Source organism: Sphingobacterium phlebotomi, from assembly GCF_008180195.1.
GTDB lineage: Bacteria > Bacteroidota > Bacteroidia > Sphingobacteriales > Sphingobacteriaceae > Sphingobacterium > Sphingobacterium phlebotomi.
On the sequence record NZ_VTAV01000012.1, the window covers coordinates 1 to 23,085 of the forward strand.

Consider the following 23,085-nt stretch of genomic DNA (forward strand, 5'->3'; position numbering starts at 1 on the left):
ATCCTGTAGGCCATGAAAAATACCGTTATGCCCATCTGATTATCGAGGCTGTGGACAGACGTACAAACAGTGTTGTATGGCAGGCTCGCGGCTCGTCAGAAGTTAGATCCCCTGAAAAAACCATCAATAAACTTCCAGAGATTGTTAATGGGGTATTTAAACAATATCCAACAAAGAAATAGTAAAATAAGGGCGATGATAATCATCGCCCTTATTTTTTAATTATTTCACAAAAAATCGATATTCTGTTTTTGACGTGTATTGCTCGCCCGGTTTCAGTACCGTGGACGGGAAAGATGGTTGATTAGGTGAATCTGGAAAATGTTGTGTTTCCAAACAGAATGCGGAGCGGAACGGATACCCCTTTCCTTCTTTACCTTTCGGATCGCTATCTGTCATAAAGTTGCCACTATAAAACTGTAACCCTGGTTCGGTTGTTAATATCTGCATTTCTATCCCTGTTTTAGGTGCATATACCGAGGCTACTTTACGGAATCCTTCCCCTTTCACTAATTCAAAGTTGTGGTCATATCCTTTCCCAACTTTTAACTGTTCGTTATCTGTATCGATACGTGAGCCGATAGTTTGAGGCTTGCGAAAATCAAATGCTGTACCGTCTACAGGCAAGCTCTTGCCTGTAGGAATTAACGTTTCATTCACTTCTGTAATAGCATCAGCATCTATTTGCAATTCGTGATCCAATATCGTCGAATCTCCCTCTCCATTGAGATTAAAGTAGGCGTGGTTGGTTAAGTTCAACACCGTTTCTTTATCAGTAGAACCTTCGTAATCGATAACCAAGCCTCCCTCATCCGTTAAGGAATACGTTACTTTCATAGTCACCGTGCCCGGATATCCGGCTTCTCCATCGGGGGACGTATACGCCAATGTTATAGCGGTATTTGAAGCATCCTCTACATCCCACACTTTGTTATAAACACCATTTGTTCCTCCATGTAATGAGTTTTCACCATTGTTTTTCTCCAACTCATATGTAGTGCCATTCACTGTAAAAGTAGCGTTGCCAATACGATTTCCATACCGCCCCACAATGGCGCCATAATAATTGCTAGCGTTTTGCTTAAATTCGTCTGCTGTATCATAGCCTAAGATGACATCCGTTTGTTTGTCCTCTTTACCTTTTACATTCAAGCTGACTAATCTTGCCCCATAATTCGTGAGGGTTACATGTAGCCTATCATTTTTTAAGGCATACAATTTAACGTCTTTCCCATCGATAACAGCATCAAAGGCTTTCTGCTGCTCGGTACTGTCGCTCGTTGTTTCCCCTGTTTCGCCCTTATTGGCTCCCTGTTGACAAGCATAAGCCAACGAAGCCGAAGCCAATAATGCAATGAAAATTTTTCTTTTCATGTTCTTTATAGTTTATAGTTATTGTGTTTATTTATCTACCAAAACCTAACGTAAATAGCTGTCACAAGCAGTAAAGTTATCACAATCATGACAAGAATGGAAGGCTCAACTTTAAACATTTTCCTATCAAGTTCGAATGCTTTCGGATTGACTTTAGGCCCCAATAAGCTTATTCCAACCATCACGATCATCGTAAACGCAAAAGCTAATCCCATACAAATTTGGAAAGGAATCTCGTATACACCAAATTTGTTCAGATAAGCTGTATAGATCCACGTTTCTGGACCGAAGACGTTCACCGCAAACTCGTTAAAGAAGACGGAAAGTACAAACCCCGTAATAAGCCCTGCAATCGCTGCTGGTCCGGTCGTCCGCTTCCAAAACATACCCAACAAGAACATCGCAAACACACCTGGACTGATAAAGCCTGTATACTTCTGGATAAAGGTAAATCCACCCGCACCTCCAATACCTAAAGTATCGTTCCATGTAAAGAGAACAGCTACTACGATAGACGCAATAATCGTTAACTTACCAACCCAAACCATTTTGCCCTCACTAGCATCTTTATTCATGTATTTCTTATAGATATCCAGCGTAAAGATAGTCGCTATACTATTCGCTTTACCAGCGAGACCCGCAACGATAGCTGCTGTTAATGCCGCTAATGCTAATCCTTTCATACCATTTGGTAAATAACCTAAGATCGCTGAATAAGCATTATCCGCATGGAATACCCCTCCCGGTGCCATTTCTTCCTGCAAAGCGCCATTCTTATACAATACATAAGCTGCAATACCCGGTAACATCACGATGATCGGCATGAAAAGCTTCAGGAAACCTGCAAAAAGAATACCTTTACGCGCCGTATTAAGGTCTGCCCCCAATGCACGCTGCGTGATATATTGGTTACAGCCCCAATAGTTTAGGTTCACGATCCATATCCCCGCAAGGTACATTCCTATACCGGGTAACATCAAATATTTATTAATCTCTTCCTGCGTAGCACCTGGACCCGGTTTCTCAACGATCATATTGAAATGCTCCGGCGCATCGGTCATCAACGCATTGAAACCGGCAAGCACATCCTTACCTAATCCGAAGTGTTCGCTAACCAATGTCAAGGCTACGTATGTTGTAGCGATACCCCCAATGATAAGTACAACCACCTGGATAACATCGGTAAAGCCAATAACACGCATACCACCAAGCGTAATGATAACAGCAAAGACCGCCAACGCAACCATAATTAAGTGGAAGGTATCCCCGCCACCCGCAAGGCTGGAGATGGCTATTGCGCCCAGATAAAGGATAGACGTCAGGTTCACGAAAACATACAAGAACAACCAGAACACGGCCATAATCAAGCTCGTCGTTTCATTATACCGGTTGTTCAAGAACTGCGGCATCGTGAAGATCTTGTTTTTCAGATAAACCGGAATAAACCAGACCGCAACGATGATCAGTGCCAATGCGGCAATAATTTCGTAGGCCGCCACAGCGATACCTACTTCGAAACCGTTTCCACTCATTCCGATGAATTGCTCTGCCGAAATATTCGACGCAATTAAGGAAGCACCGATAGCCCACCAGGTTAGTGAACCTTCCGCGAGAAAATAATCTTTACTGGTGTTTTGTGCTGCCGTCTTCTTACGGTAGATCCAATAGCCATATCCGGCTACCACAAAAAAGTAGATTACAAAGATGATGTAGTCTACTGTTGCAAATTTTTCCATTTATTATACAGCTTTATTGATACAAAAAGGCTTCCCGTTACATCATCATGTGGTGGGAAGCCTTGGTTAGGTTATTTTTTTAACAGGTAATATAGCTCATTCCATTTGAGTTGATTTTCCAGGCCTGTCAATGTCGTATTTTCATCAATAGCGACATATTCCAGTCCGGCAATTCTGGCAAAGTCTTCCAAATATTCTGGCGTCAAACTTAGACTATAAGCCGTGTGGTGTGCACCTCCGGCGTATATCCAAGCACTACAGCCTGTCTTCATATCCGGTAGTGGTCTCCATAACACCCGTGCAACAGGCAGCTTCGGCAGTTTCTCGACTACGGGTACGCCTTCTACTTTATTCACGATTAAACGGAACCGTGTTCCCATATCAACGATAGAGGCGTTTAGCGCCGGACCGCTGATACCGTTAAATACCAGACGCGCCGGATCAGCCTTTCCACCGATACCCAAAGGATGTACTTCTATCCTCGGCTTATGTGCCGCCAGTGCCGCATCTACCTCCAACATATGTGATCCCAACACCATCGCATTTTCGGGGTCAAAATGATAGGTATAATCTTCCATAAACGCTGTTGTTCCCGGCAAACCCGCACCCATCACTTTACAAGCACGAACTAATGCAGGCGTTTTCCAATCACCTTCTCCTGCAAATCCATATCCATCAGCCATCAAACGCTGAACAGGTAAACCCGGTAATTGCACCATCCCGTGCAAGTCTTCGAACGTGTCTGTAAACCCTTTAAAGTTTCCCGCTTCCAAGAATTTACGGAGACCGATTTCAATTTTAGCAGCTTCGACCAAACTTTGGCGGTCTGCCCCACCTTCAACTACATTCTCTGCCAGTTCATACGTTTCTTCATATTCCTGCAATAAAGCCTGCAGTTCTTGGTCGGTTGTTTCGTTAATCACGGCTACTAAATCACCGATAGCATAGGTATTCACGGAGAAGCCGAATTTGGTTTCCGCCTCTACCTTATCCCCGTCGGTCACTGCCACAAAACGCATATTGTCGCCAAAACGCGCAAATTTTGCACCCTGCCAGTCCTGCCATGCAGCAGCAGCCCGTGTCCACACGTTAATCCGGTCGATGACCTCCTCATCTTGCCAATGACCAGTCACGACCTTACGCCCAATATTCAAGCGCGTTACGATGTGTCCGAACTCCCGATCACCATGTGCACTCTGGTTCAGGTTCATGAAATCCATATCCATCGTTTCCCATGGAATGTCTCTATTATATTGCGTATGCAGATGCAATAACGGCTTTTGCAATGCTTTTAAGCCTCTTATCCACATTTTAGCCGGAGAGAAGGTATGCATCCACGTTATCAATCCAATACACTCGCGGCTAGCGTTAGCTTCCACAATAGTGTCATATATCTCGTCGCTGTTCTTTACAATCGGCTTATAGACAACCTCAACCGGTATTTTTTCGTGCGCGGAAAGATAATCTGCAATTTCTGCGGCATGCACGGCGACCTCCCGTAGTGTTTCTTCTCCATATAAATCTTGACTTCCTGTTAGGAACCAGATTTGTAATTTGTTTAATTCGATATTCATTGTTTATTATTTGTACTTGTATTTGTTAAACTTCCGAACGAACTTTTCTACTCCTGTCCATAATACGCATCCGTACCATGTTTACGGTCGTAATGCTTTTTAATCAACGCATCTTTAAGTCGAGGTGCTTTCGGATTGATTTGCTCTGTTAAATACGCCATTTGTGCTACCGTTTCCAAGACCGCACTATTATATACGGATTTGATACCCGTCTTACCCCATGCAAAAGGTGCGTGGTTCCCGACTAATACCATTTCCACTTCTTTATAATCCAACTGTTGTGCTTCAAAGTGGTTGATGATCTGGAAGCCTGTTTCGTATTCATAGTTCCCGACAATCATCTCATCGTTCATCGGTGGAGCACAGGGTATGTCAACCGTCAGGTGATCGGCATGGGTTGTCCCGAAAATAGGAATATCCCGTTGACTTTGCGCCCATGCAGTACCATACGTAGAATGGGTATGCGTAATCCCCCCAATCCCTTCCCAATGTTTATATAGTACGGCATGTGTCCGTGTATCCGAAGAAGGGCGCAAATCTCCCTCTATGGTATTTCCGTCGAAATCTACAATGACCATGTGATCTGGCGTAAGCTCTTCATAGGGAACACCACTCGGTTTAATAGCAAAAACGCCTTGTCCACGATCTGCCACACTTACATTGCCAAAGGTAAACAGGACCAAGCCCAATTTAGGCAACTGCATGTTACAATAGTATGCCTCTTCTTTTATTGCTGTATACATTTTTTTAGTATTATTTAATGACTTAGTATGCTACATTTTCTACAAAAGCGCCTAACGCTTTATATTGCTGATACCGTTTCGCATAGATGGCGACCATCTCTGGTCGTGGTTGGTAGGTTCGTTCAAAACCTTGGCCCATGGCTTTCATGGCATCTTCTACCTTATCATAGATACCTGCTGCTGTTGCAGCAAACATCGCCGCACCTAGTGCGCAGGTTTGTTCCGATTTATGTACGCTTATGGGCATATTGATTACATCAGCCATCGTCTGCATAATATACGGTGACTTTTTTGCTACGCCGCCCAGTCCGATAATTCCTTTGACGGGAATGCCTTCGTCTATAAAACGGTCGACAATACTTTTTGCACCGAAACAGGTTGCTTCCACCATTGCGCGAAAGATACGTGGTGCATCTGTTCCAAGGTTTAAACCCTGTAAAGCTGCTTTCAAGGTTTGGTCAGCATCCGGTGTACGGCGACCATTAAACCAATCAAGTGCCAGTTCGGATCCTGATGTTACCGGTAAAGCTTCCGCTTGTTTCCCCAATTCGGGAATGATACGGTCATCGACCAGCTCAAGCACTTTTCTCAGATCATCCTCCGGCAATACGCCACTATCTGCCAATAAATTTTTTACTGGCCATAGCAATATTTGTTTGAACCAGGCATAAGCATCGCCAAAAGCCGACTGACCGGCTTCCATACCGATCATACCCGGGATAACCGAACCATCTACTTGTCCACAAATACCCTTTACCAGTGTATTGGCGATTTCTTCTTTTGGTGCAACTAAGATATCACAGGTGGAGGTACCGATTACTTTACTTACATAATAAGGTTCAATCTCTCCACCTACAGCCCCCATATGGCAATCAAAAGCCCCGACACCCACCACCACTTCCGTGGTTAGCCCCAGTCTTTCCGCCCATTCTTCCGACAATGTACCCGCAGACTGATCGGAAGTATACGTATCTGTAAACAGACGATCTGTCACGCCATCCAGTAGCGGATCCAATGCACTAAAAAATGCATTAGGAGGTAGACCACCAAATTCCGCAGCCCACAAAGATTTATGTCCTGCTGCACAAACACTGCGCTTGATATCCACTGCGCGCGTTCCGCCTGTCAACAAAAAAGGAATATAATCACAATGCTCCACCCAGGTATACATGGCTTTACGAACGCTTTCATCTACCCGCAATGTACGCAGTAATTTTGCCCAAAACCATTCAGAAGAATAAACACCACCTACATACTGCAGATAGTTGACATCAAATTTCTCGGCATGTTCGTTGATCTGCTGCGCTTCCTCTACAGCAGTGTGGTCTTTCCACAACACAAACATGGCATTCGGATTATCCGTAAACTCTTCTAGCAACGCCAAAGGAACACCGCGTTCATCTACGGCTACCGGTGTAGAGCCGGTGGTATCCACCGAAATCGCTTTCACCTGTTGTGCCGTAAGCACGCCATCTACTTTTTTCAGGCAGTCCTTTATCGTAGCTTCCAAGCCTTCTATATAATCCAATGGATGTTGACGGAACTGACTAGCCGATGCATCACAAAATGCTCCTTTTTTCCATCTGGGGTAATAAAACACAGACGACGCCATTTCGTTCCCATTACTTGCATCCACTAATACGGCCCGAACCGAGTCGCTTCCGTAATCCAATCCAATCACATACGATTTTTCCATTATGAATATCTTTTCTGGTTTATTTCAGGAACTTCCCTTTCAAAATTAATGTCAAATTAACACTTAATTTTAGAAAAGTGAAAATTTTATTTTACTTTTAGCAAAATAAATTTAATTGTACCTATCTTAACAGGATAAATCAGTAATCTAATTAACGTGGGGAAACCCGATAATCAACATATGGATTTTTACAAAGGCGAACCCAAAACATTATTGGCTGTGGATTGTGTTATTCTTGGCTTTAACGGGGAATCACTGGAAATATTATTAGTCAAAAGGGATATTGCGCCCGAGCGTAACAAATGGAGTTTGATGGGCGGCTTTGTTCAGGAAGACGAGAGTCCCGAAAAAGCGGCTACACGTGTACTCAAAAAACTCACAGGCCTGGAAAACGTCTACATGGAAAATTGTGGTATATTTGGCGAGCCTGGCCGTGAAAAACGTCGCGTCGTTAGTATCACTTATTTTGCACTGATCGACACAAAACAATATAAGCATATTCTCAGCGAAGAGTATGAAGCGAAATGGTTTCCGTTAAACGATCATCCGAAGCTTATTTTCGATCACGAAGACATGATTGCTGCCGCAAAGCACACGTTACGCACCAAAGCGGCATTGTACCCCATCCTGTTCGAACTTTTGCCAGAAAAGTTTACGGTTCCGCAAATTGCGATCTTATATGAATGTGTGTACGACATATTTCTGGATAAACGAAATTTCAGCCGTAAGCTCCTTTCTTCCGGGCTCATCATCAAATTGAACGAAAAAGATAAAGAGAACTCCAGAAAAGGTGCTTTTTTTTACCGGTTGAATACGGAAATATACAAAGAGAAAATCATGTCGTTCATACGTTATCTGCCAAGCTGGTCTTCTGTTGACTAATAAATGGCTGGTTTCTATAAAGAAGGCCGAATGTTGACGTAGAACGGGTTTTCTTTCTGTTCTTTTTTCTGTTGTTTAATGATTTGCGCAGCATATTTCCCCATAAGCTCAAAGTCGGTAGATATCGTCGCTATCCCATTGAGAATAAATTTTTTAAGTGGGGTTTCGTTATAGGAAATCACACCTATATCGTTACCGATTTGATAATCTTTTGCTATTGATTTTTCTAACATGTGTACCAAATCGTCTTCGGCCAGAATAATATAGCACTCTCCCCTTTTTAACGGCTCCTTGGCGAGATCGTCTACGAGCAAATGATCAAATGCGTATTGCTGGCAAAATCTATAAAACCCTTTTATAATCGCTTTGGGGTAATCACTATGATCGGGGAAAACAAGTTTCAACGTACGGTATTGGGAGAGTGGTGCCAACATTTTTTCCAATGCACCATAAATATCCTTTTCATAATTTTCATAGACCGCATCGAAACTTCCTTCCAATCCCTCAATGAGTTTACCTAGTAACATCAATTTATCGATAGGAATAAGCCCCAGAACTTCCGCAGCTTGATCGCTGCCCTCTTTGAAATGAGGAAAAACGACATAATGGTCGTACTGCTTCGTCAAATTCAACAATAGGCTACGTAGGTGCGAAACATCACTGTTATAAACAAACAAATCCAACGATGCTTCATCACCCAACTCGCGTGCAAAGGCATCGTAAATAATTTTTTTATGGGCACTCAGTTTATTCAGAAATAGAGCTATCTTTTGTTTGCTTACAACATCGGATTTCGCAACAAAATACCCTTTTCCAGGTGTAGAGGAAATGATATCCAAGCTCTTAAGGTGCCGGTAACCCTTTTCTACGGTATCGCGGGAAATATCGAAATAAACGCTCACTTCATTAATAGAGGGCAGGATATCCCCTTGCTTTAATTGATTCTTTCGCACACCTTCGATGACCGCATCTGCTAATTGCAGATACTTCGGTGTAGACGAAAACTCGCTGATCTGAATGCTTTTGATAAAATCAATGTCGCTCATGTTATTCCTGTTGGCTATAGAAAAGGCTAAAGAAACGGTTTTTTTGAAAAAAATGCAAGCTTTTGCTGTTTCAGCATAGCGAAAAACGGGAATTCACCAAACTACAGAAAGTGGATATTTTTTTAGGTTAGCGTCTTTCGAAATTAGTTGATAATTTAAATCGATTGCAGTAGCTGCAATGATTCTATCAAACGGATCTCGATGGTGGAATGAGAGTTTTTCTAAAGTGGTTAAAAAAGACGGCTGAATCGGCAAAATAATGATATAGTTTATAGTGCAAGACTGGACTAATTCTTCTATAGAATATCCCAATAGAAGTTTCCCTAAAGACTTTTTAATAACAATTTCCCAAAGAGAGGCAATACTGATATAAAGATCATTTTCAGCATTACTCAGTATCGTTTTTATATCGGCAGGTAAATTATCACTATCATCTTGCATCCATAGCAAGACATGTGTATCCAAAAGGTACTGCCCCATTACATATAATCTTTAAAATCTTCCAAAGGTTCATCAAAATCACTACCCATTTTTAGCTTACCTTTTAACAGACCTAATTTTCTTTTCGGTTTATAAGATTTTGGCACTTTCTTTTCCAAAATAAAATCAATAAAATCTTCAACCTCCTGCTGATATGCAGGCGGTATCTTTTTCACCTTTTCTATTAATTGATCTTGTTCCATACCATCCATGTTTAGGTTAAAGATAGCCAAAATTCCTCAAAAATAAAATTACCAATCGTTATATCCACCACACAAAAACCCGCACGATTTTTTTACACGCCACGGAGCTACAAACCACTCTCTCATTTAGCTCCCATTATTCAGAGGTATTGCTTCTATCTTCCATTTCCAGCCACGCAAGAAAAGACTCTACTTCAGTTTTGGAGACGAACACATCTACCGGATAGTTCTCTAACAGCTGGAGTGTAACGCCTTTGTCTGCGTTGGGATGATAGCCCGCAATAATTGAGCGGTTAATAACGCAGTTGCGGTTAACCTTTCGATATTGGAAATAATCGAGGTGCTCGTGGAGCTTTCTCAATGAAAGGTTATTCTCGTAATAATGTTCGGGTGAATCGTAAACCCGATTTATACCCTCCTGATGCGCAATGAGCGTCACCACGATATCCTTTAGAAAAAACTTTTGGCCATCTACTACCGCGATCAACGGATTATCTGACATCTTATTTTCCATCACTAATGATTCCCCTCCTTCATTTCCGTTTTTTTCTGAGGGCTTAACTTTTACCAATAATGTGTAATACTCATCTTTCAAAGATAGCAATGCACAGCAAAGCCCGCAGATAATAGGAAGTATCAACGAATAAGGCACCTGGAATACATTCCGCTTCATCCTTAAGAGGCTACGATCGGTTATTTGGAGATACATACGGTCATAACACTCCATAAAAAACATCGCAGACAGGATGACGATCGGTGTAACGACATACATGCGTACATAAAAATCCTTTCTCCAACGCTCTTTACCATCAAAATATTTTGTACACCAATAAATCCACTCCACAACCAAAACAATCAGCACCAACGACCAGAATACATCAATGAAATAGTCCGGCTTTTCGACGACGTGCCGTCCCAGCTTCCAGCCCTCGCCAATGCGATGCCCCACTAAAGGCATGATAAAAGCGACAACACAAGAAATGGCGAAACGGTTCCACCATCGGCGTGTTTCAACCCTGTTCGCTTGTGTTTCCTCCTGCTGTTTTTCTAACGATGTATCCGCCATAAAGTACTCCCTTCATAATTTGTTGTATTTAATATTTCTTTTAGGTATGATAATTATATGAAAAACTGTTCAAAAAAACAAGTCAGGTCGCGGCCAGTCACATTTTTTCATTTCAATTCACGGCTATCGGTGAAAAAATACGGAAAGAAGTGAAAGCCTTGTTTTCTTTGCTTTTGACGATACGACAAAGTATGTAAACGAATAATATACGGAACGTACCGGGATCTGGAGCCATTCTCCCGATGGTAAAAGTCCGCCACAAGGTAGCCACAGGCAGTGAGACCAGCTACTGCTATCCGCCGGTACGTAAATTGGGTCGATCGGATGTGGCGGACAAGGGGACGCGGGTACAGCGATAAAGTGCAAACAAGCCCAGTGGGCAGGTGGGGCCAAGGCTGCTCCGCTGAACAGTAGGCAAATGGATAAAGGTAAAAAATGGATGCAATGAACAGTAAAGGAACAGCAAAAACGAGAACAACAGATTTCCTCCACAACATTGGAGAACTGCAGCTGTATATACAGGTTTGGCTGCATGCCCTGTTCTTGCGGATATCCATGGTAACCGTGTTGGTAAGAGAATACATCTTTATACGGCTACCCGTCTATCGGATTGCCTTAGCCCAAAAGAGAGTTATTAACCGGTTCTATTATCCGCGTAAGTTTGCACCCTTCACGGGCAGCTAGGTCTTTTGGCTTCAAGGAGGCTAATCGACCAACAAACAGGATCCCTCGAGAGCATCGCTGTGAGGCAAAACCGGGATGCAAAGTGGATAACGACATTTTATTTTGAAACTAAAGTTCGCACTCATCTTCAAGTGCATAATTTGCCTATGGCAACTATAAAGAAAAACTGGCTACGTGCCGGTATATCATTATTCGTTTTACTATTAGGGGTTTTCTATATTGTGAAGGCAAGGGAAACAAAAGACGAGATGGCAGTGGAAAAAGCAGAAACGAAAAAGGCGGATGATCTTTACACATTTGAGTACACTGGTCCCGATTTTAGCAAAGCTAATGTGGAAGATGAATCAAAGTGGACATATACGACCAATACGGATCTCTGCAGTGGATTGGATGAACGCCCTTGTCGCATTCAAGTCTCCGAAGCATTTGTGAGTAACCCTAGCACTTCTCCTTCTTTAAATCCAAGTGCTAATATAAGTGCGGCTTTAAATTCAGGAACAGGCACTCATTATGTAGATGGGATTGCCGACCCGAGTGGGGTAATCTCGAATATGGAGAATTAGAAGCTACGATTGAAGGACATAAAAGTCCCCAAAAACCACGTTACTATAGTTCGGTTTTGGGGACTTTTCCGTAAAAACAGACGACTAGCAAAATATAGTATAGTTTTAGTTCTGTTCAATACCCGTCAAACGTATGATGTCGTCAGGAAGCGGCAAAGCGTACAAACTGTCGTTAGGTTGCAAAGAAAAAGTTTCTCCGTTAACCACCCTTGTCGGAACAATATTCGACCCCTCCTTATTAAGCCTTTTTATATCTATCCATCTCAATCCTCGCATTAACAGTTCTTTTCTTCTTTCCAAAAGGACAATTGCAAGGGCATCTTCTGCGTTTTCCGCCGTAAATACAGGGTAATCCACATTGTTTTTCCATCTCATTTTTAATAAAGTGTTGAGATCATCCATAGCTTCGTCGATTTTACCCAAACGGGCATTGGTTTCCGCCCTGATCAAATACAGTTCGTCCACAGCAATTCCGCTGAAAAGTATACTTGCACTGGCTGCATAGCTGCCCTTGAACTGGTGATAACCGCTATTTGGCCTAAAGAAGGCTTCTTTCCGTAGATCGTTGGTGTCATATGAGTTGTAAAGTATACTGTCTATCTTACCTCTAGCCGGATGGTGCAGTCCAAAGCTTGAAAACATCTCTGAATAGAATAGGGTTTCACTATTGAATTTTTTAAAAGGTACAGCTGCTGTAACCGAACCGTTGAGGTCTGGATCTCCATTATAATCCATAAGGGAGCTTTTAATACCAAGTGCGAGATCTGCATACTTATATGCGCTATCGGGAAGGGACATAGATAGATAAGTTCTTGCCAGCAAACCGTATGCCGCTGCTCGTGAAGGACGCATGACGTGGATAGGATGTTCCGGTAATAGTGGCACAGCGGCTTTTGTATCTTCGATAACTTGGCCATAAGTTTCCTCTACGCTTGCCCGAACTGACGGAACATTAAAATCTGAGTTAGCTCTTAATACGATTCCCAGATCAGTGGAAGCGGTCGATGTATCGTAAGCCTTGGCATGTTGCCAAGCCAGTAGTAGATAATAGTATGATCTAAAGAAAAGCGCGGAACCCTTGACATTATCCCGAGCGAGTTTGTTTACTACGGTCTGCTCGATATCCTCCAGCCTCTCCAGACAAACATTAGAGTTGTAAACAACTTGATAGGACTTGGACCAATCATTACCATACTCATACGGAAACGGCTTGTAGCAGTAGAGGGAAACCTGTAAGCTGGTCAACGCATTATATGTTGCCGGTAAGAGAAAATAATCATCTGAGCAGGTTTCCATAAATCCCGGAGTAGCGGTGTTCATGGTTACAGCATCATCAAGCAATGCCTGAAGATCCTCAACTGTCGACGGTGTAATCAGGCTCTTGTCCGATTTTTCTTCCAAATAATCTTTACATGAAGAAAATAGGAGCAAAGATACTATTAGCGGTGTAACCTGTATCAATAATTTTGTTTTCATGATCATAGTGGATTTAAAAATTTGATCTTAACCCTATGGTTATAGTACGTTGTTCTGGATAAATCGAAATATTATCGGGATCAATTTTATCCTTATTTGCCCTCCACAGAATCCCCAAGTTGGAAGCGACAGCAAACAACTGTATCCGTTCAAAAGGAAGCACTTGGACTTCTTTCCTGGAAAAAAGTTCGTACCCGATGTTTATATAGTTTAGCCGTATATGGTCGCCTTTGATGACATTTGCCTCCGAAGATGCGAAAAAGGCATCCCTACCCGAAATCACTGGATACGTAAATGCTGGAATATCCGTAAACAGTTCATCCCCCTGTTTTTGCCATCTTTTTTCATAGTCTGCGTGCCCTCTTCCATTTTCTATCAATGCAGCATAAGAGATAGTAGGCTTAAATAGATAATAACCAAATTTATAACCGATGTTGATAGATGCAGATAATTTCTTCCAGGCAAAAGTATTGATCAGGGAGCCGAAGTATTCGGGTACGGAGGAACCAATATATCTTACGTTGCCGTCCGTCCCTTCCGCATACGCTTCTCTGCTGATCTCGGTGTAATCCGTACTCAGTTCTCCTTCCCGATAACCCTGCGGATTTCCATCTGTATCCAGTCCTCCCCACTTATATGCCGCTATTGCATATAGGTGTTTTCCTATTATCGGGCTGATACTGCTCCCTGTCGCACACCAGTAACATTAGCGTCATCTTATTCATAATTTTCTTTTCCAATCGTGGCCTTCCTCTGTTTAGAAAAACAATTTAAAGATAGATAAAAAAATAGGCCGCCCAAAAAGGACAGCCTATTTTCATTTATTCCGTACCGAATCCGGTTTATTGCACTTTCTTCAATTCAAGAACGTATGCACCAAATCCACCAGCACTAACAGTATAATTACCGTTAATTCTGATTGTTCCTTCACAGGGGTTTACATAGTTTGCAGTCCCCCCGCCGGTAGAAGCTACCGATACGACTCCATAAGGCCAATTTCCATAATCTCCCAGTGGTTGTTGTGGAACGACAACAGTGTTATCTCCTAAATCGACATTAAGTGTGATCGGGTTAAAACCAGGTATAGGGTAGGTGATTGAGATCGTGGATTCATCGACTTTAACTACATCTACAACTGTACCTGTACCGAAATCAGCCCATCCATCTGTTATAACTTCAAACTTACCATCACCGAGGAAGTCATCTGCAATAAATGAACAAATAGCCGAATAACGCACCATTGGAGAGGCATCCGGCTGGGCTGCTACGTTAGGTCCATAGCCTATTCCACCCCCTTCGGGAAAAGCAACATAAGTTGTTCCTCCGGTAATATAGTTTGTACCAAAGTCAAAGTTATCTCCAGCGACGATTGTTCCAAACAAATCGGTTAACAATTGTCCGGACACCTCGAATTCTACCGGGTAAGATGAAATATTACCTCTTAATAGCTTCGCGTTTTTGGCATCTCCATTTTTCATGACCACCAAATCCAGATAATCTGGTTTTACATTCGAATCTTTAAAATATAAATCAACACCGACTGTAGCTTCAAACCCCAACGGATCATCATCTAATATGGCGGGGGAACCCGAAACCTTTGTTACGTGCGGTTGATTAATATATATAATGCCATCAGGCATCGTGGCGTTATCGCTTTTTCTACATGCTGAAACCACGACTAGTGACAACAACATCAATATGCTAAATAATCTTTTCATTTCTATCAAATATTAATTAAGGCATCCAAAATACTTTCGCAGCATTCAAATCTGTTTTTTGTGCAGGCGCATTTGTATTGATGTTTATCTCATCGGCTATATAAGGCAAAGAGTTAGGAAACGGACGGTTCAAGATTACCGTCACAGCAGGTAAATCTTCGCCACCATTCCCTCCAGCAGGGGGTGTTACTGAACCCCCAAAGTTTGCAGGATTGAATAATACTGGATAACCTGTTCTTCTGTAATCTGTATACTGATCTACCCAAGAACCAATATTAGACAACCATTTCTGAGTCATGATATGTTCTAATTTTTTCGCCGCCGAAGCCGATGCAAACTGTGCCAATACTCTTGTCACATACTCTTCAGCAGCTGTTGATCCTGCCAGTACGGGCACTCCACTGGCACCTGTTCCCGTTACGACATAATCAATCATATTAAAGGATTCTTGAATAGCCTCTTCCAAAGTTTCCGCTGCATCACCAGAAATCTCACCTGCTTGTATCAACTCTGCTTTCAAGAATAGGATGTCAGCATAAGTGATTAAGCGATATGGTGCTGCTCCCGTCCCACTAGTTGCGGAGGCCGTACCACCCGCACCATTATCGTATCGGCCACCAACCGGGTAGATTCCAAATAAGGAAACTTCGTTTTGCAGGTTTTTACCTCTATTCGGTCCTTGTGAACCAAAATATTTAGAGACAAAAGCACCATCTCTATATTCGACATCTGGGTTTGGATCGGCATCTTCTGTCATTTGATTATAGATATAATATGGAATACGAGGGTCTTCAATACCGGTTAATATACCTGTATTATAGCCTTTCATAATTTCATACAACCAAGGGCTGACGTGCATGGTACGTTGTGAGGCATAATATTCTCCATAGCCAGGGTTACGATCATCTGTGGCCGCATTCGGACCATAAGGAATCATGAGAGACTCATCTGTAGCACTGATCAAGTCACCAGAGTTTAACAAAGCATCGGCTTCTGAACCAATACTTTTCACGTGCCTCTGCTGCACCAACAACTTAAATTTCAGCGAGTTTGCTGCCTTTATCCAATTATCCAGATCGCCACTGTATATAACGTCATCGTTTCCTGGTTCAGCACTCGCATTGTTCAAGTCTGCAATAGCTTCATCAATCAAGTTTTCCAACTGTGGATAGATTTCTGCACCGTCATCATATTTCGGGTACAGTATGCCCTCTACCAATTGGTTTGCTTCTGAGAACGGAACATTACCAAATAAATCCACTAGTACAGAGTATGTATATACTTTCAACACCTTTGCAATTCCCACGTAATGTAGTTCTCCTGCCTCTGTTCCTTGCTGGATAATAATCTCTAAATTGGTAAGCGCATCCCGATAGGCAAAATCCCAACCTTGTGTCCAATAAAAATCATTTCCTGCTGCACCATACTGATCAGCATTTCCATAGTGCACCATTTGATGCGTGTAGGCAGAGAGGTTGTTGGAAAAACCTGTTCCCATAGCCATACTCTCACCGATATATTTCTGCGCACGTGTTAACAACACCGAAGAAGATAGTTTTGCTGGGTTGTTCGGGTCATCATTTATATCCAGTTGCTTCGAGCATGACATAGCCGAAACGGCTAAAGCAACTAGTACAATACTTTTGATTTTATGTATATATTTCATAATTATCTCAATTAAAATCTTGCCACTAAATTAAATCCGTAACGTCTCGTTGTTGGAGCTGCTGACAAATCAATACCTTGCGTAGAACTTGAACCAAAACTATTAACCTCAGGATCAAAGTTAGAATACTTAGGGAAATTAGGAGCAAAGTGCCATAAGTTACGTCCAGTGAGGCTTAACGTCAAACCTTTAATAAAGCTATTGTTGTTAAATAATCTTTGTGGTAAATCGTAGCCAATAGATACCTCACGCAATCTATAAACCGTTGCATCATATACACTCCATTCAGAAGCCCCATTAATCCCAAATGTCTGTCCTAGCGTCGGATCTGGAGAAAAATAAAGGTCATTGACGGTTAATTTTGTTCCATTAGGAATCTTATTACCGTTTCCATCTAATATAGCCTGACCTGTCTCCGGATCACCGTATACACCAGGAATAATAGCATTAAATTCACGACCTTCAGTATCCTTGGTTACCCCCCGCCCTATAAGCGAAGAGTTTGTCACCGAATACATACTTCCGCCTTTTGTCCAATCAAAAAGAGCAGCAAATGTAAATCCTTTATAGCTTACCACGTTATTGATACCCAACTTGAATTTCGGATTCGTATCCCCAAGGTAATGTTCCTGGCTTTGATCCTCGATCAAAGCGCCTGTTTCCGGATTGATCAACAAGTTTCCTTCATCATCACGAAGTGATTTTGTTCCACGTAGATAACCGAAAGGCATTCCTGGCTCCAAATAGGTACCGATGGTTCCGCTCAAAATCCCTCTCAATTCCGTTCTATCTGTTCCTTCGATCAGCTCTTCCACCATGTTTTTGTTTTTAGTGAAGGCTGCGGATATTTGCCATTTTACCGGACTGTTCGGCGATAAGGGCCTCAATCCTAAACTTGCTTCCCACCCTTTGTTACTTATCTTACCATAGTTCATAAAATAATAGGTGTAGCCTGATGATTTTGGCACAGATATTTCTGCTAATAAATCGGTAGAATTTCTGGTATAATAAGTAAGATCTAAGTTAATACGATTATTAAAAAATGCCAACTCCGTACCCACTTCAAATTCTCTCGTAAATTCTGGAGTCAGATTCGGATTGAAAGCTGTACGACTTATATAACCCGTAGGCTGACCTAAGAAATTCGTTCCGATAGTATACGTATTTAGTAGATTGTATGGATCCGTATCTCTACCGACCTTTGCCCATGAAGCTCGAACTTTACCGTAACTCAAGATATCCCCTTGAAGATTGAATGCATCAGAAAAAATAAAGGACGACGATATACCAGGGTAGAAATAAGATCTAGAATCCTTGGGTAAGGTAGATGAGATATCGTTACGTCCACTTAATGTCAAATACAAATACTCTCTATAGTCAAACGTCGCATCGATAAAGGTACCCATTATCCGTCTTTTAAACAAGTCATCTATATCGAATTGTTGTTGAGCAGTGTTTGTAAGAGAATAAATCCCTTCAGAAATAAACCTTCTTCCGGTCAGCTTGTCTCTATCCGTTACACGTTGGTTATAGTTAAAACCAATGACACCCGTAAAAGATATATCATCGGTAATCTTAGGAGTAAAGATGGATTTGAAAGTTGTTTCCAACTCTCTATGATTTCTAGCGTCTGTCACCAAGGCACCTAAACCTTCATAAGCACGTGAAGAAGTTTCATAAATCTCTTTACGATCCATAAAAGATAGGTTGGCTCCCAACATATAATCCACCTTCCACCAATCGTTTATAGTATAATCTATCGCAAAAGACCCCAATACTCTATTCTCTAAAGTTGTCGCATAGTTATTGTATGCTGACCAAGTCGGATGATCAAATTGACCACCACCTAACCAATTCAAGTCTCTCCCATCAGCAGTTTCCCACGGTAGTGAGCCATCCCAGTTACGCGCTAAAAACAGCGATCGAGCAAATTGGGATGCCGCACCATCTACCTGGTTTTCTCCAAAATATCCACCAACTTGATTGGAGTTTGAAAATGTAAGGTTTCCTCTCACGTTCATCTTATCTGAAACTTTCAAAGCCCCACCGGCAGAAAGGTTATAACGTTTAAAAGAAGAATTTGGCACATACCCCTTATGGTCCATTTGCGAAAGGGTAACGTTAAAACCTGATGTAGAAGAACCTCCTGCAAAGTTAACCGAGTTTTCCCACACTACACCTGTATTAAACAAATCTTTTACGTTATTTTCATAAGCACGATAGGGAACTCTACTTCCCGGCTCAAAAATTCCGGCATCTACATATGTAGGCCAGGCCGGAATACTATCCAACTGGTCAAAACCTGGTCCCCATGAACCATTAGAATTAGAGTAACTAAACTGGGATCCTGCACCATAAGCGTTTTGATACGTAGGGAGATTCGCTATATTTTCTAGTGAAACGGAACTTCTAAGTGTAATAGAAGTGGGTTGATCTATTTTAGCACTACCCGATTTCGTGGTGATAAGAACAACACCATTTGACCCTCTGGATCCGTATAATGCTGCAGCCGCAGATCCTTTTAATATGTTCATCGATTCGATGTCATTGGGGTCAAGATTCGAGATACCCGAAGAATACGCCGAACCACCGGAAGTCATGCTATTTGTTTCAGTCATAGTATTATCGTATGGAACACCGTCAACGATAATCAGCGGCTGGTTGTCTCCAAAGAAAGAAGAGTTACCACGAACTTGAAAACGTGTAGCCGCACCCGGTGTACCTTGTGATGTCCGAATGTCCACACCGGCTACTTTTCCTTGCATCGATTTCAAGATATCTGGTTCTGAGTTTTGAACCAAATCTTCTGGATCTACACGAGCGGTCCCATATGATAAACTTCTTGCGGATCTTTCGATCCCCATCGCCGTTACCACCACTTCCTCTAAAGAGGATTCATCCGTCGCTAGGTTAATATTAATTGTCGAGCGGCTATTCACTTGAACACGCTGACTAATATAACCGATGTATGAAAACGCCAATGTAGCATCTGTAGCCACATTAATCGAATAATTACCATCTCCATCGGTCTGCGTGGCATTTGTAGTTCCAACAGCCGCTACCGAAACTCCTGCAATAGGAGATCCATCACTTGCTGATGTCACACGACCACTCACTTGTCGATTTTGTGCAAACGATACCCCTACCAGGAACGTCAGCACAAAAATTAAACTGAGTAATTTTTGTTTCATGTTTGTGTTTGTTTAGTTATTAATTTGTTGATTGTTGATGTTTCCTCAGAAGTTACTAACATACATATACTTTGCTCATACGTCACACATTCTCCACACAACTACCTTTCAGCAAGCTATCAAATTAATACGAACCGAAGTTCAAGTAACTTGAAAGCCCACATCATGAACATTTGAGTGTAAAAACGTTACTACCCTAACAAAGAAAATACAATGGATTAGTTAATAAATTCCGTTTCATCTGTGTGTTTGTTTAGTTAAAAAATCTATCTCCCATTAACAAATGATTAACGACCAAGGCGATTGTTAAAAACTGTTAAACTATGCAAACATAGAAAAATATCTTTGTTCTTGCAACTTTTCAAAAAACTAAACTAGTTACTAAAAGGGCATCAACAAATTCAACAAAACGATATAAAAAAGGAAACAAACAATACAAAATTATAAAACAAAAAAATACTGCAAAAGCAAACTTTATTTTAAACAAATGTTAAACACAAAAATATTCAACCACAACACAACAGACCAAAAACAGATTCAATCTTCCAGAACACATATATAAATATTATATTTTGTCATAAAAAAATGACTCTACAGGATTTTAGGAATATAGAAGTTTTGCGCCACTTTTGCGATCAAAAGTGGAAACAAAGAATTACTTTTGTACCATGCGCTTCGATATCATTACTGTTTTACCGGGCTTATTGGAGAGTCCTTTTGCACATTCTATTCTGCAACGTGCTCAACATAAGGGCCTGGTAGAAATCCATGTACACAATCTACGGGATTATGCAGCGAACAAGCACAAGTCCGTAGACGACTACCCCTATGGTGGCGGATCGGGGATGGTTATGCAAATAGAGCCTTTTGCAGCCTGCATTGAAAAACTGCAAGCGGAACGGCAATATAACGAAGTAATTTACATGACACCGGATGGAGAAACCCTTAATCAAGAAATTGCAAATACGCTATCATCCGTAGAAAATGTGATTATTCTCTGCGGACACTACAAGGGAATTGACCAGCGTATCCGAGATGTATTTGTGACCAAAGAGATTTCCATAGGTGACTATGTACTGTCTGGTGGCGAGCTACCTGCCGCTATACTCGTTGATGCGGTGGTCCGGTTGATACCGGGAGTACTGTCGGATGAGACCTCGGCGCTATCTGATTCTTTTCAGGATGGATTGCTGGATGCACCTATCTATACTCGGCCTGCGGAATGGCGCGGACATCATGTCCCTGAAGTACTGCTCAGCGGTCATGAAGCAAAAATTGCCACCTGGCGCTACGAACAACAACTGAAGCGCACGGAAGAACGTCGGCCAGATTTACTAAACGACTAAGATTAATCCATAATTTTTAATTTTTTATCAAAAAAAGTTTGCCAAATAAAAAATATTCATAAATTTGCGCAGTACAAATGATCATGAAACAAATCCATACAAACTGGTGGTGGCTCGAAGCAAGTAGCGTCGGGAATGTGTTTGGTATGTACTAAAGAATATTCATAATCAACCAAAACCATTTTGAAAGTAAGCCCGGCGATTAAACGTCGGGCTTTTTTAATTAAGGGAAACAATGAAGTATACACTGAAAACGAATTACAGAAAGATATTGGCGGATACGACAACGCCAGTAAGCATCTATCTCCGTCTGCGGGATACCTTCCCCAACAGTTTGCTGTTGGAGAGCTCGGAATACCACAGCCGCGACAACAATATTAGCTATATTTGCTGTGATCAAATTGCGGGCATCACCCTAGACAAAGAACAGCTTCGCATCCTCGAGCCGGGCGCGCAACCTGTTTACAAACCCGCGAATGAAATCAACCTCCGGGAAGAGGTATCAGCTTTCCGTAAGCACTTCTCTCAAGCGGAAATTGATGGCGTGAATGTTATTTCTTCCGGATTATTCGGATACTTTACTTTTGATGCTGTGGAGCACTTTGAAGATATCAAACTAACAGCAGGTACGCATATAGCCCGTGAGATTCCTTATATGCAATATCACGTATATCGTTATGTCATTGCTATCGATCATTTCAGAAACCAACTTTATATCTTCGAAAACCTGTTGGCCGACGAATCTTCCGATTTGGATCGACTTGAATATTTAATACAGAATAAAAATTTCCCTGAATATCATTTCAAACGCCAAGGCGGTGAGTCGTCTAATATGACGGATGAAGACTTCAAGAGTCTGGTCAACAAGATGAAACAACACATACAGCGCGGAGATGTTTTTCAGATTGTACCATCACGTGCGTTCTCTACCCCGTTTGCAGGTGATGAGTTTAATGTATACCGTGCGTTACGATCGGTAAATCCCTCGCCTTATCTTTTCTATTTCGATTATGGTGACTTTAAATTATTTGGGTCGTCACCAGAGGCGCAACTGACCATTAAAAAAGGGGAAGCCACCATCTATCCCATCGCCGGGACATTTAAGCGTACAGGCGATATGGAAAAGGACGAAAAGATTGCAGAAGAATTGAAAAATGATCCAAAGGAATCCGCAGAACATGTCATGTTAGTTGACCTAGCCCGCAATGATTTGAGCCGTCATTGTACCAACGTCAATGTAAAATCGTATAAAGAAGCACAATATTATTCCCATATCATCCATTTGGTATCCAAAGTTTCCGGCGAGCTTAACCCTACCTCAAATCCTTTTGATGTCGTAGGCGATACCTTCCCCGCAGGGACGTTATCGGGTGCACCTAAACATAAAGCACTCACACTCATAGACCGCTACGAAGGCTTTCCGCGCTCCTTCTACTCCGGCGCCATAGGCTACATGGGTTTTAACGGAGATTTCAACCACGCCATCATGATCCGTTCCTTCCTTAGCAAACAGAATGTATTACATTACCAAGCTGGTGCAGGAATCGTACTGGATTCTGACGCTGAAAAAGAACTACAAGAAGTAAACAATAAAATTGCAGCTTTACGCCGCGCTTTAGAAATTGCAGAAACGCTATAACA

Annotated in this window: 21 protein-coding genes; 7 read left to right on the forward strand and 14 right to left on the reverse strand. The window is 41.9% G+C overall.

The genetic code is table 11. The annotated features are described in order from the left end of the window. The coding region (locus tag FXV77_RS15285) for a DUF4136 domain-containing protein (RefSeq protein WP_148920109.1) at nt 1-182 on the forward strand (182 nt) is incomplete at its 5' end. Nucleotides 183-222: 40 nt separating this feature from the next. On the opposite strand, the gene FXV77_RS15290 is transcribed toward FXV77_RS15285, so the two are convergent. The 5 genes from FXV77_RS15290 to FXV77_RS15310 form a co-directional block, all read right to left on the reverse strand. Then, nucleotides 223-1,374, reverse strand: coding sequence for an aldose epimerase family protein (locus FXV77_RS15290; RefSeq protein WP_148920110.1), 1,152 nt, complete (start codon nt 1,372-1,374; stop codon nt 223-225). Nucleotides 1,375-1,409: 35 nt separating this feature from the next. After that, nucleotides 1,410-3,110, reverse strand: coding sequence for a sodium:solute symporter family transporter (locus tag FXV77_RS15295; RefSeq protein ID WP_148920111.1), 1,701 nt, complete (start codon nt 3,108-3,110; stop codon nt 1,410-1,412). Between the two features lie 71 nt (nt 3,111-3,181). Beyond that, entirely contained in the window at nt 3,182-4,684 is a 1,503-nt protein-coding gene (gene araA, locus FXV77_RS15300) for an L-arabinose isomerase (protein ID WP_148920112.1), read from the reverse strand. 47 nt (nt 4,685-4,731) lie between these two features. Further along, nucleotides 4,732-5,427, reverse strand: a complete 696-nt coding sequence (locus FXV77_RS15305) for an L-ribulose-5-phosphate 4-epimerase (RefSeq protein WP_148920113.1) — start codon at nt 5,425-5,427, stop codon at nt 4,732-4,734. Between the two features lie 22 nt (nt 5,428-5,449). Beyond that, complete coding sequence (locus FXV77_RS15310; protein ID WP_148920114.1) at nt 5,450-7,123, reverse strand: ribulokinase; 1,674 nt, start codon at nt 7,121-7,123, stop codon at nt 5,450-5,452. 180 nt (nt 7,124-7,303) lie between these two features. On the opposite strand from FXV77_RS15310, the gene FXV77_RS15315 reads away from it, so the two are divergent. Continuing rightward, nucleotides 7,304-8,005 (forward strand): NUDIX hydrolase, encoded by a 702-nt coding sequence (locus FXV77_RS15315; protein ID WP_148920115.1) that lies wholly within the window; start codon nt 7,304-7,306, stop codon nt 8,003-8,005. 14 nt (nt 8,006-8,019) lie between these two features. Here FXV77_RS15315 and FXV77_RS15320 read toward each other — a convergent pair whose 3' ends face one another. The 4 genes from FXV77_RS15320 to FXV77_RS15335 all read right to left on the reverse strand — a co-directional run bounded on the left by FXV77_RS15320 (nt 8,020) and on the right by FXV77_RS15335 (nt 10,800). Further along, complete coding sequence (locus FXV77_RS15320; RefSeq protein WP_148920116.1) at nt 8,020-9,051, reverse strand: GntR family transcriptional regulator; 1,032 nt, start codon at nt 9,049-9,051, stop codon at nt 8,020-8,022. A gap of 93 nt (nt 9,052-9,144) precedes the next feature. Further along, nucleotides 9,145-9,531: a type II toxin-antitoxin system VapC family toxin gene (locus FXV77_RS15325; protein ID WP_148920117.1), complete on the reverse strand. Its 387-nt coding sequence runs from the start codon at nt 9,529-9,531 to the stop codon at nt 9,145-9,147. Further along, complete coding sequence (gene vapB / locus FXV77_RS15330; protein WP_148920118.1) at nt 9,531-9,734, reverse strand: type II toxin-antitoxin system VapB family antitoxin; 204 nt, start codon at nt 9,732-9,734, stop codon at nt 9,531-9,533. The genes FXV77_RS15325 and vapB overlap by 1 nt, the downstream gene beginning before the upstream one ends. Nucleotides 9,735-9,870: 136 nt before the next feature. Further along, the gene (locus tag FXV77_RS15335) at nt 9,871-10,800 is read right to left on the reverse strand and encodes a LytTR family transcriptional regulator DNA-binding domain-containing protein (RefSeq protein ID WP_148920119.1); all 930 of its coding nucleotides are present in this window, start codon (nt 10,798-10,800) and stop codon (nt 9,871-9,873) included. Between the two features lie 444 nt (nt 10,801-11,244). Between FXV77_RS15335 and FXV77_RS15340 the strand changes: the two genes are divergently transcribed. Both FXV77_RS15340 and FXV77_RS15345 read left to right on the forward strand, forming a co-directional pair. Then, nucleotides 11,245-11,484, forward strand: coding sequence for a hypothetical protein (locus tag FXV77_RS15340; protein ID WP_148920120.1), 240 nt, complete (start codon nt 11,245-11,247; stop codon nt 11,482-11,484). Between the two features lie 146 nt (nt 11,485-11,630). Then, nucleotides 11,631-12,047 (forward strand): hypothetical protein, encoded by a 417-nt coding sequence (locus FXV77_RS15345; protein ID WP_148920121.1) that lies wholly within the window; start codon nt 11,631-11,633, stop codon nt 12,045-12,047. A 105-nt stretch (nt 12,048-12,152) separates the two neighbouring features. Here FXV77_RS15345 and FXV77_RS15350 read toward each other — a convergent pair whose 3' ends face one another. After that, on the reverse strand, nt 12,153-13,523 hold the full coding sequence (locus FXV77_RS15350) for a RagB/SusD family nutrient uptake outer membrane protein (RefSeq protein ID WP_187444153.1): 1,371 nt from the start codon (nt 13,521-13,523) through the stop codon (nt 12,153-12,155). A gap of 13 nt (nt 13,524-13,536) precedes the next feature. After that, nucleotides 13,537-13,902: a hypothetical protein gene (locus FXV77_RS15355; protein WP_148920123.1), complete on the reverse strand. Its 366-nt coding sequence runs from the start codon at nt 13,900-13,902 to the stop codon at nt 13,537-13,539. Nucleotides 13,903-13,954: 52 nt separating this feature from the next. Between FXV77_RS15355 and FXV77_RS22185 the strand changes: the two genes are divergently transcribed. Then, complete coding sequence (locus tag FXV77_RS22185) at nt 13,955-14,092, forward strand: hypothetical protein (RefSeq protein ID WP_187444154.1); 138 nt, start codon at nt 13,955-13,957, stop codon at nt 14,090-14,092. Nucleotides 14,093-14,365: 273 nt separating this feature from the next. Here the strand turns inward: FXV77_RS22185 and FXV77_RS15360 are convergent, their stop codons facing one another. The 3 genes from FXV77_RS15360 to FXV77_RS15370 are packed head-to-tail and all read right to left on the reverse strand — an operon-like array spanning nt 14,366 to nt 20,098. Next, a complete protein-coding gene (locus FXV77_RS15360) occupies nt 14,366-15,241 on the reverse strand; it encodes a hypothetical protein (RefSeq protein ID WP_148920124.1) in 876 nt (291 codons plus the stop codon). Nucleotides 15,242-15,257: 16 nt separating this feature from the next. Beyond that, a complete protein-coding gene (locus tag FXV77_RS15365) occupies nt 15,258-16,907 on the reverse strand; it encodes a SusD/RagB family nutrient-binding outer membrane lipoprotein (RefSeq protein ID WP_148920125.1) in 1,650 nt (549 codons plus the stop codon). A gap of 11 nt (nt 16,908-16,918) precedes the next feature. Continuing rightward, nucleotides 16,919-20,098: a SusC/RagA family TonB-linked outer membrane protein gene (locus tag FXV77_RS15370; RefSeq protein WP_148920126.1), complete on the reverse strand. Its 3,180-nt coding sequence runs from the start codon at nt 20,096-20,098 to the stop codon at nt 16,919-16,921. Between the two features lie 668 nt (nt 20,099-20,766). Between FXV77_RS15370 and trmD the strand changes: the two genes are divergently transcribed. Together trmD and FXV77_RS15380 are read left to right on the forward strand one after the other, a co-directional pair. Further along, the gene (gene trmD, locus FXV77_RS15375) at nt 20,767-21,444 is read left to right on the forward strand and encodes a tRNA (guanosine(37)-N1)-methyltransferase TrmD (RefSeq protein ID WP_148920234.1); all 678 of its coding nucleotides are present in this window, start codon (nt 20,767-20,769) and stop codon (nt 21,442-21,444) included. Between the two features lie 235 nt (nt 21,445-21,679). Then, nucleotides 21,680-23,083, forward strand: coding sequence for an anthranilate synthase component I family protein (locus FXV77_RS15380; protein WP_148920127.1), 1,404 nt, complete (start codon nt 21,680-21,682; stop codon nt 23,081-23,083). Nucleotides 23,084-23,085 lie beyond the last annotated feature (2 nt).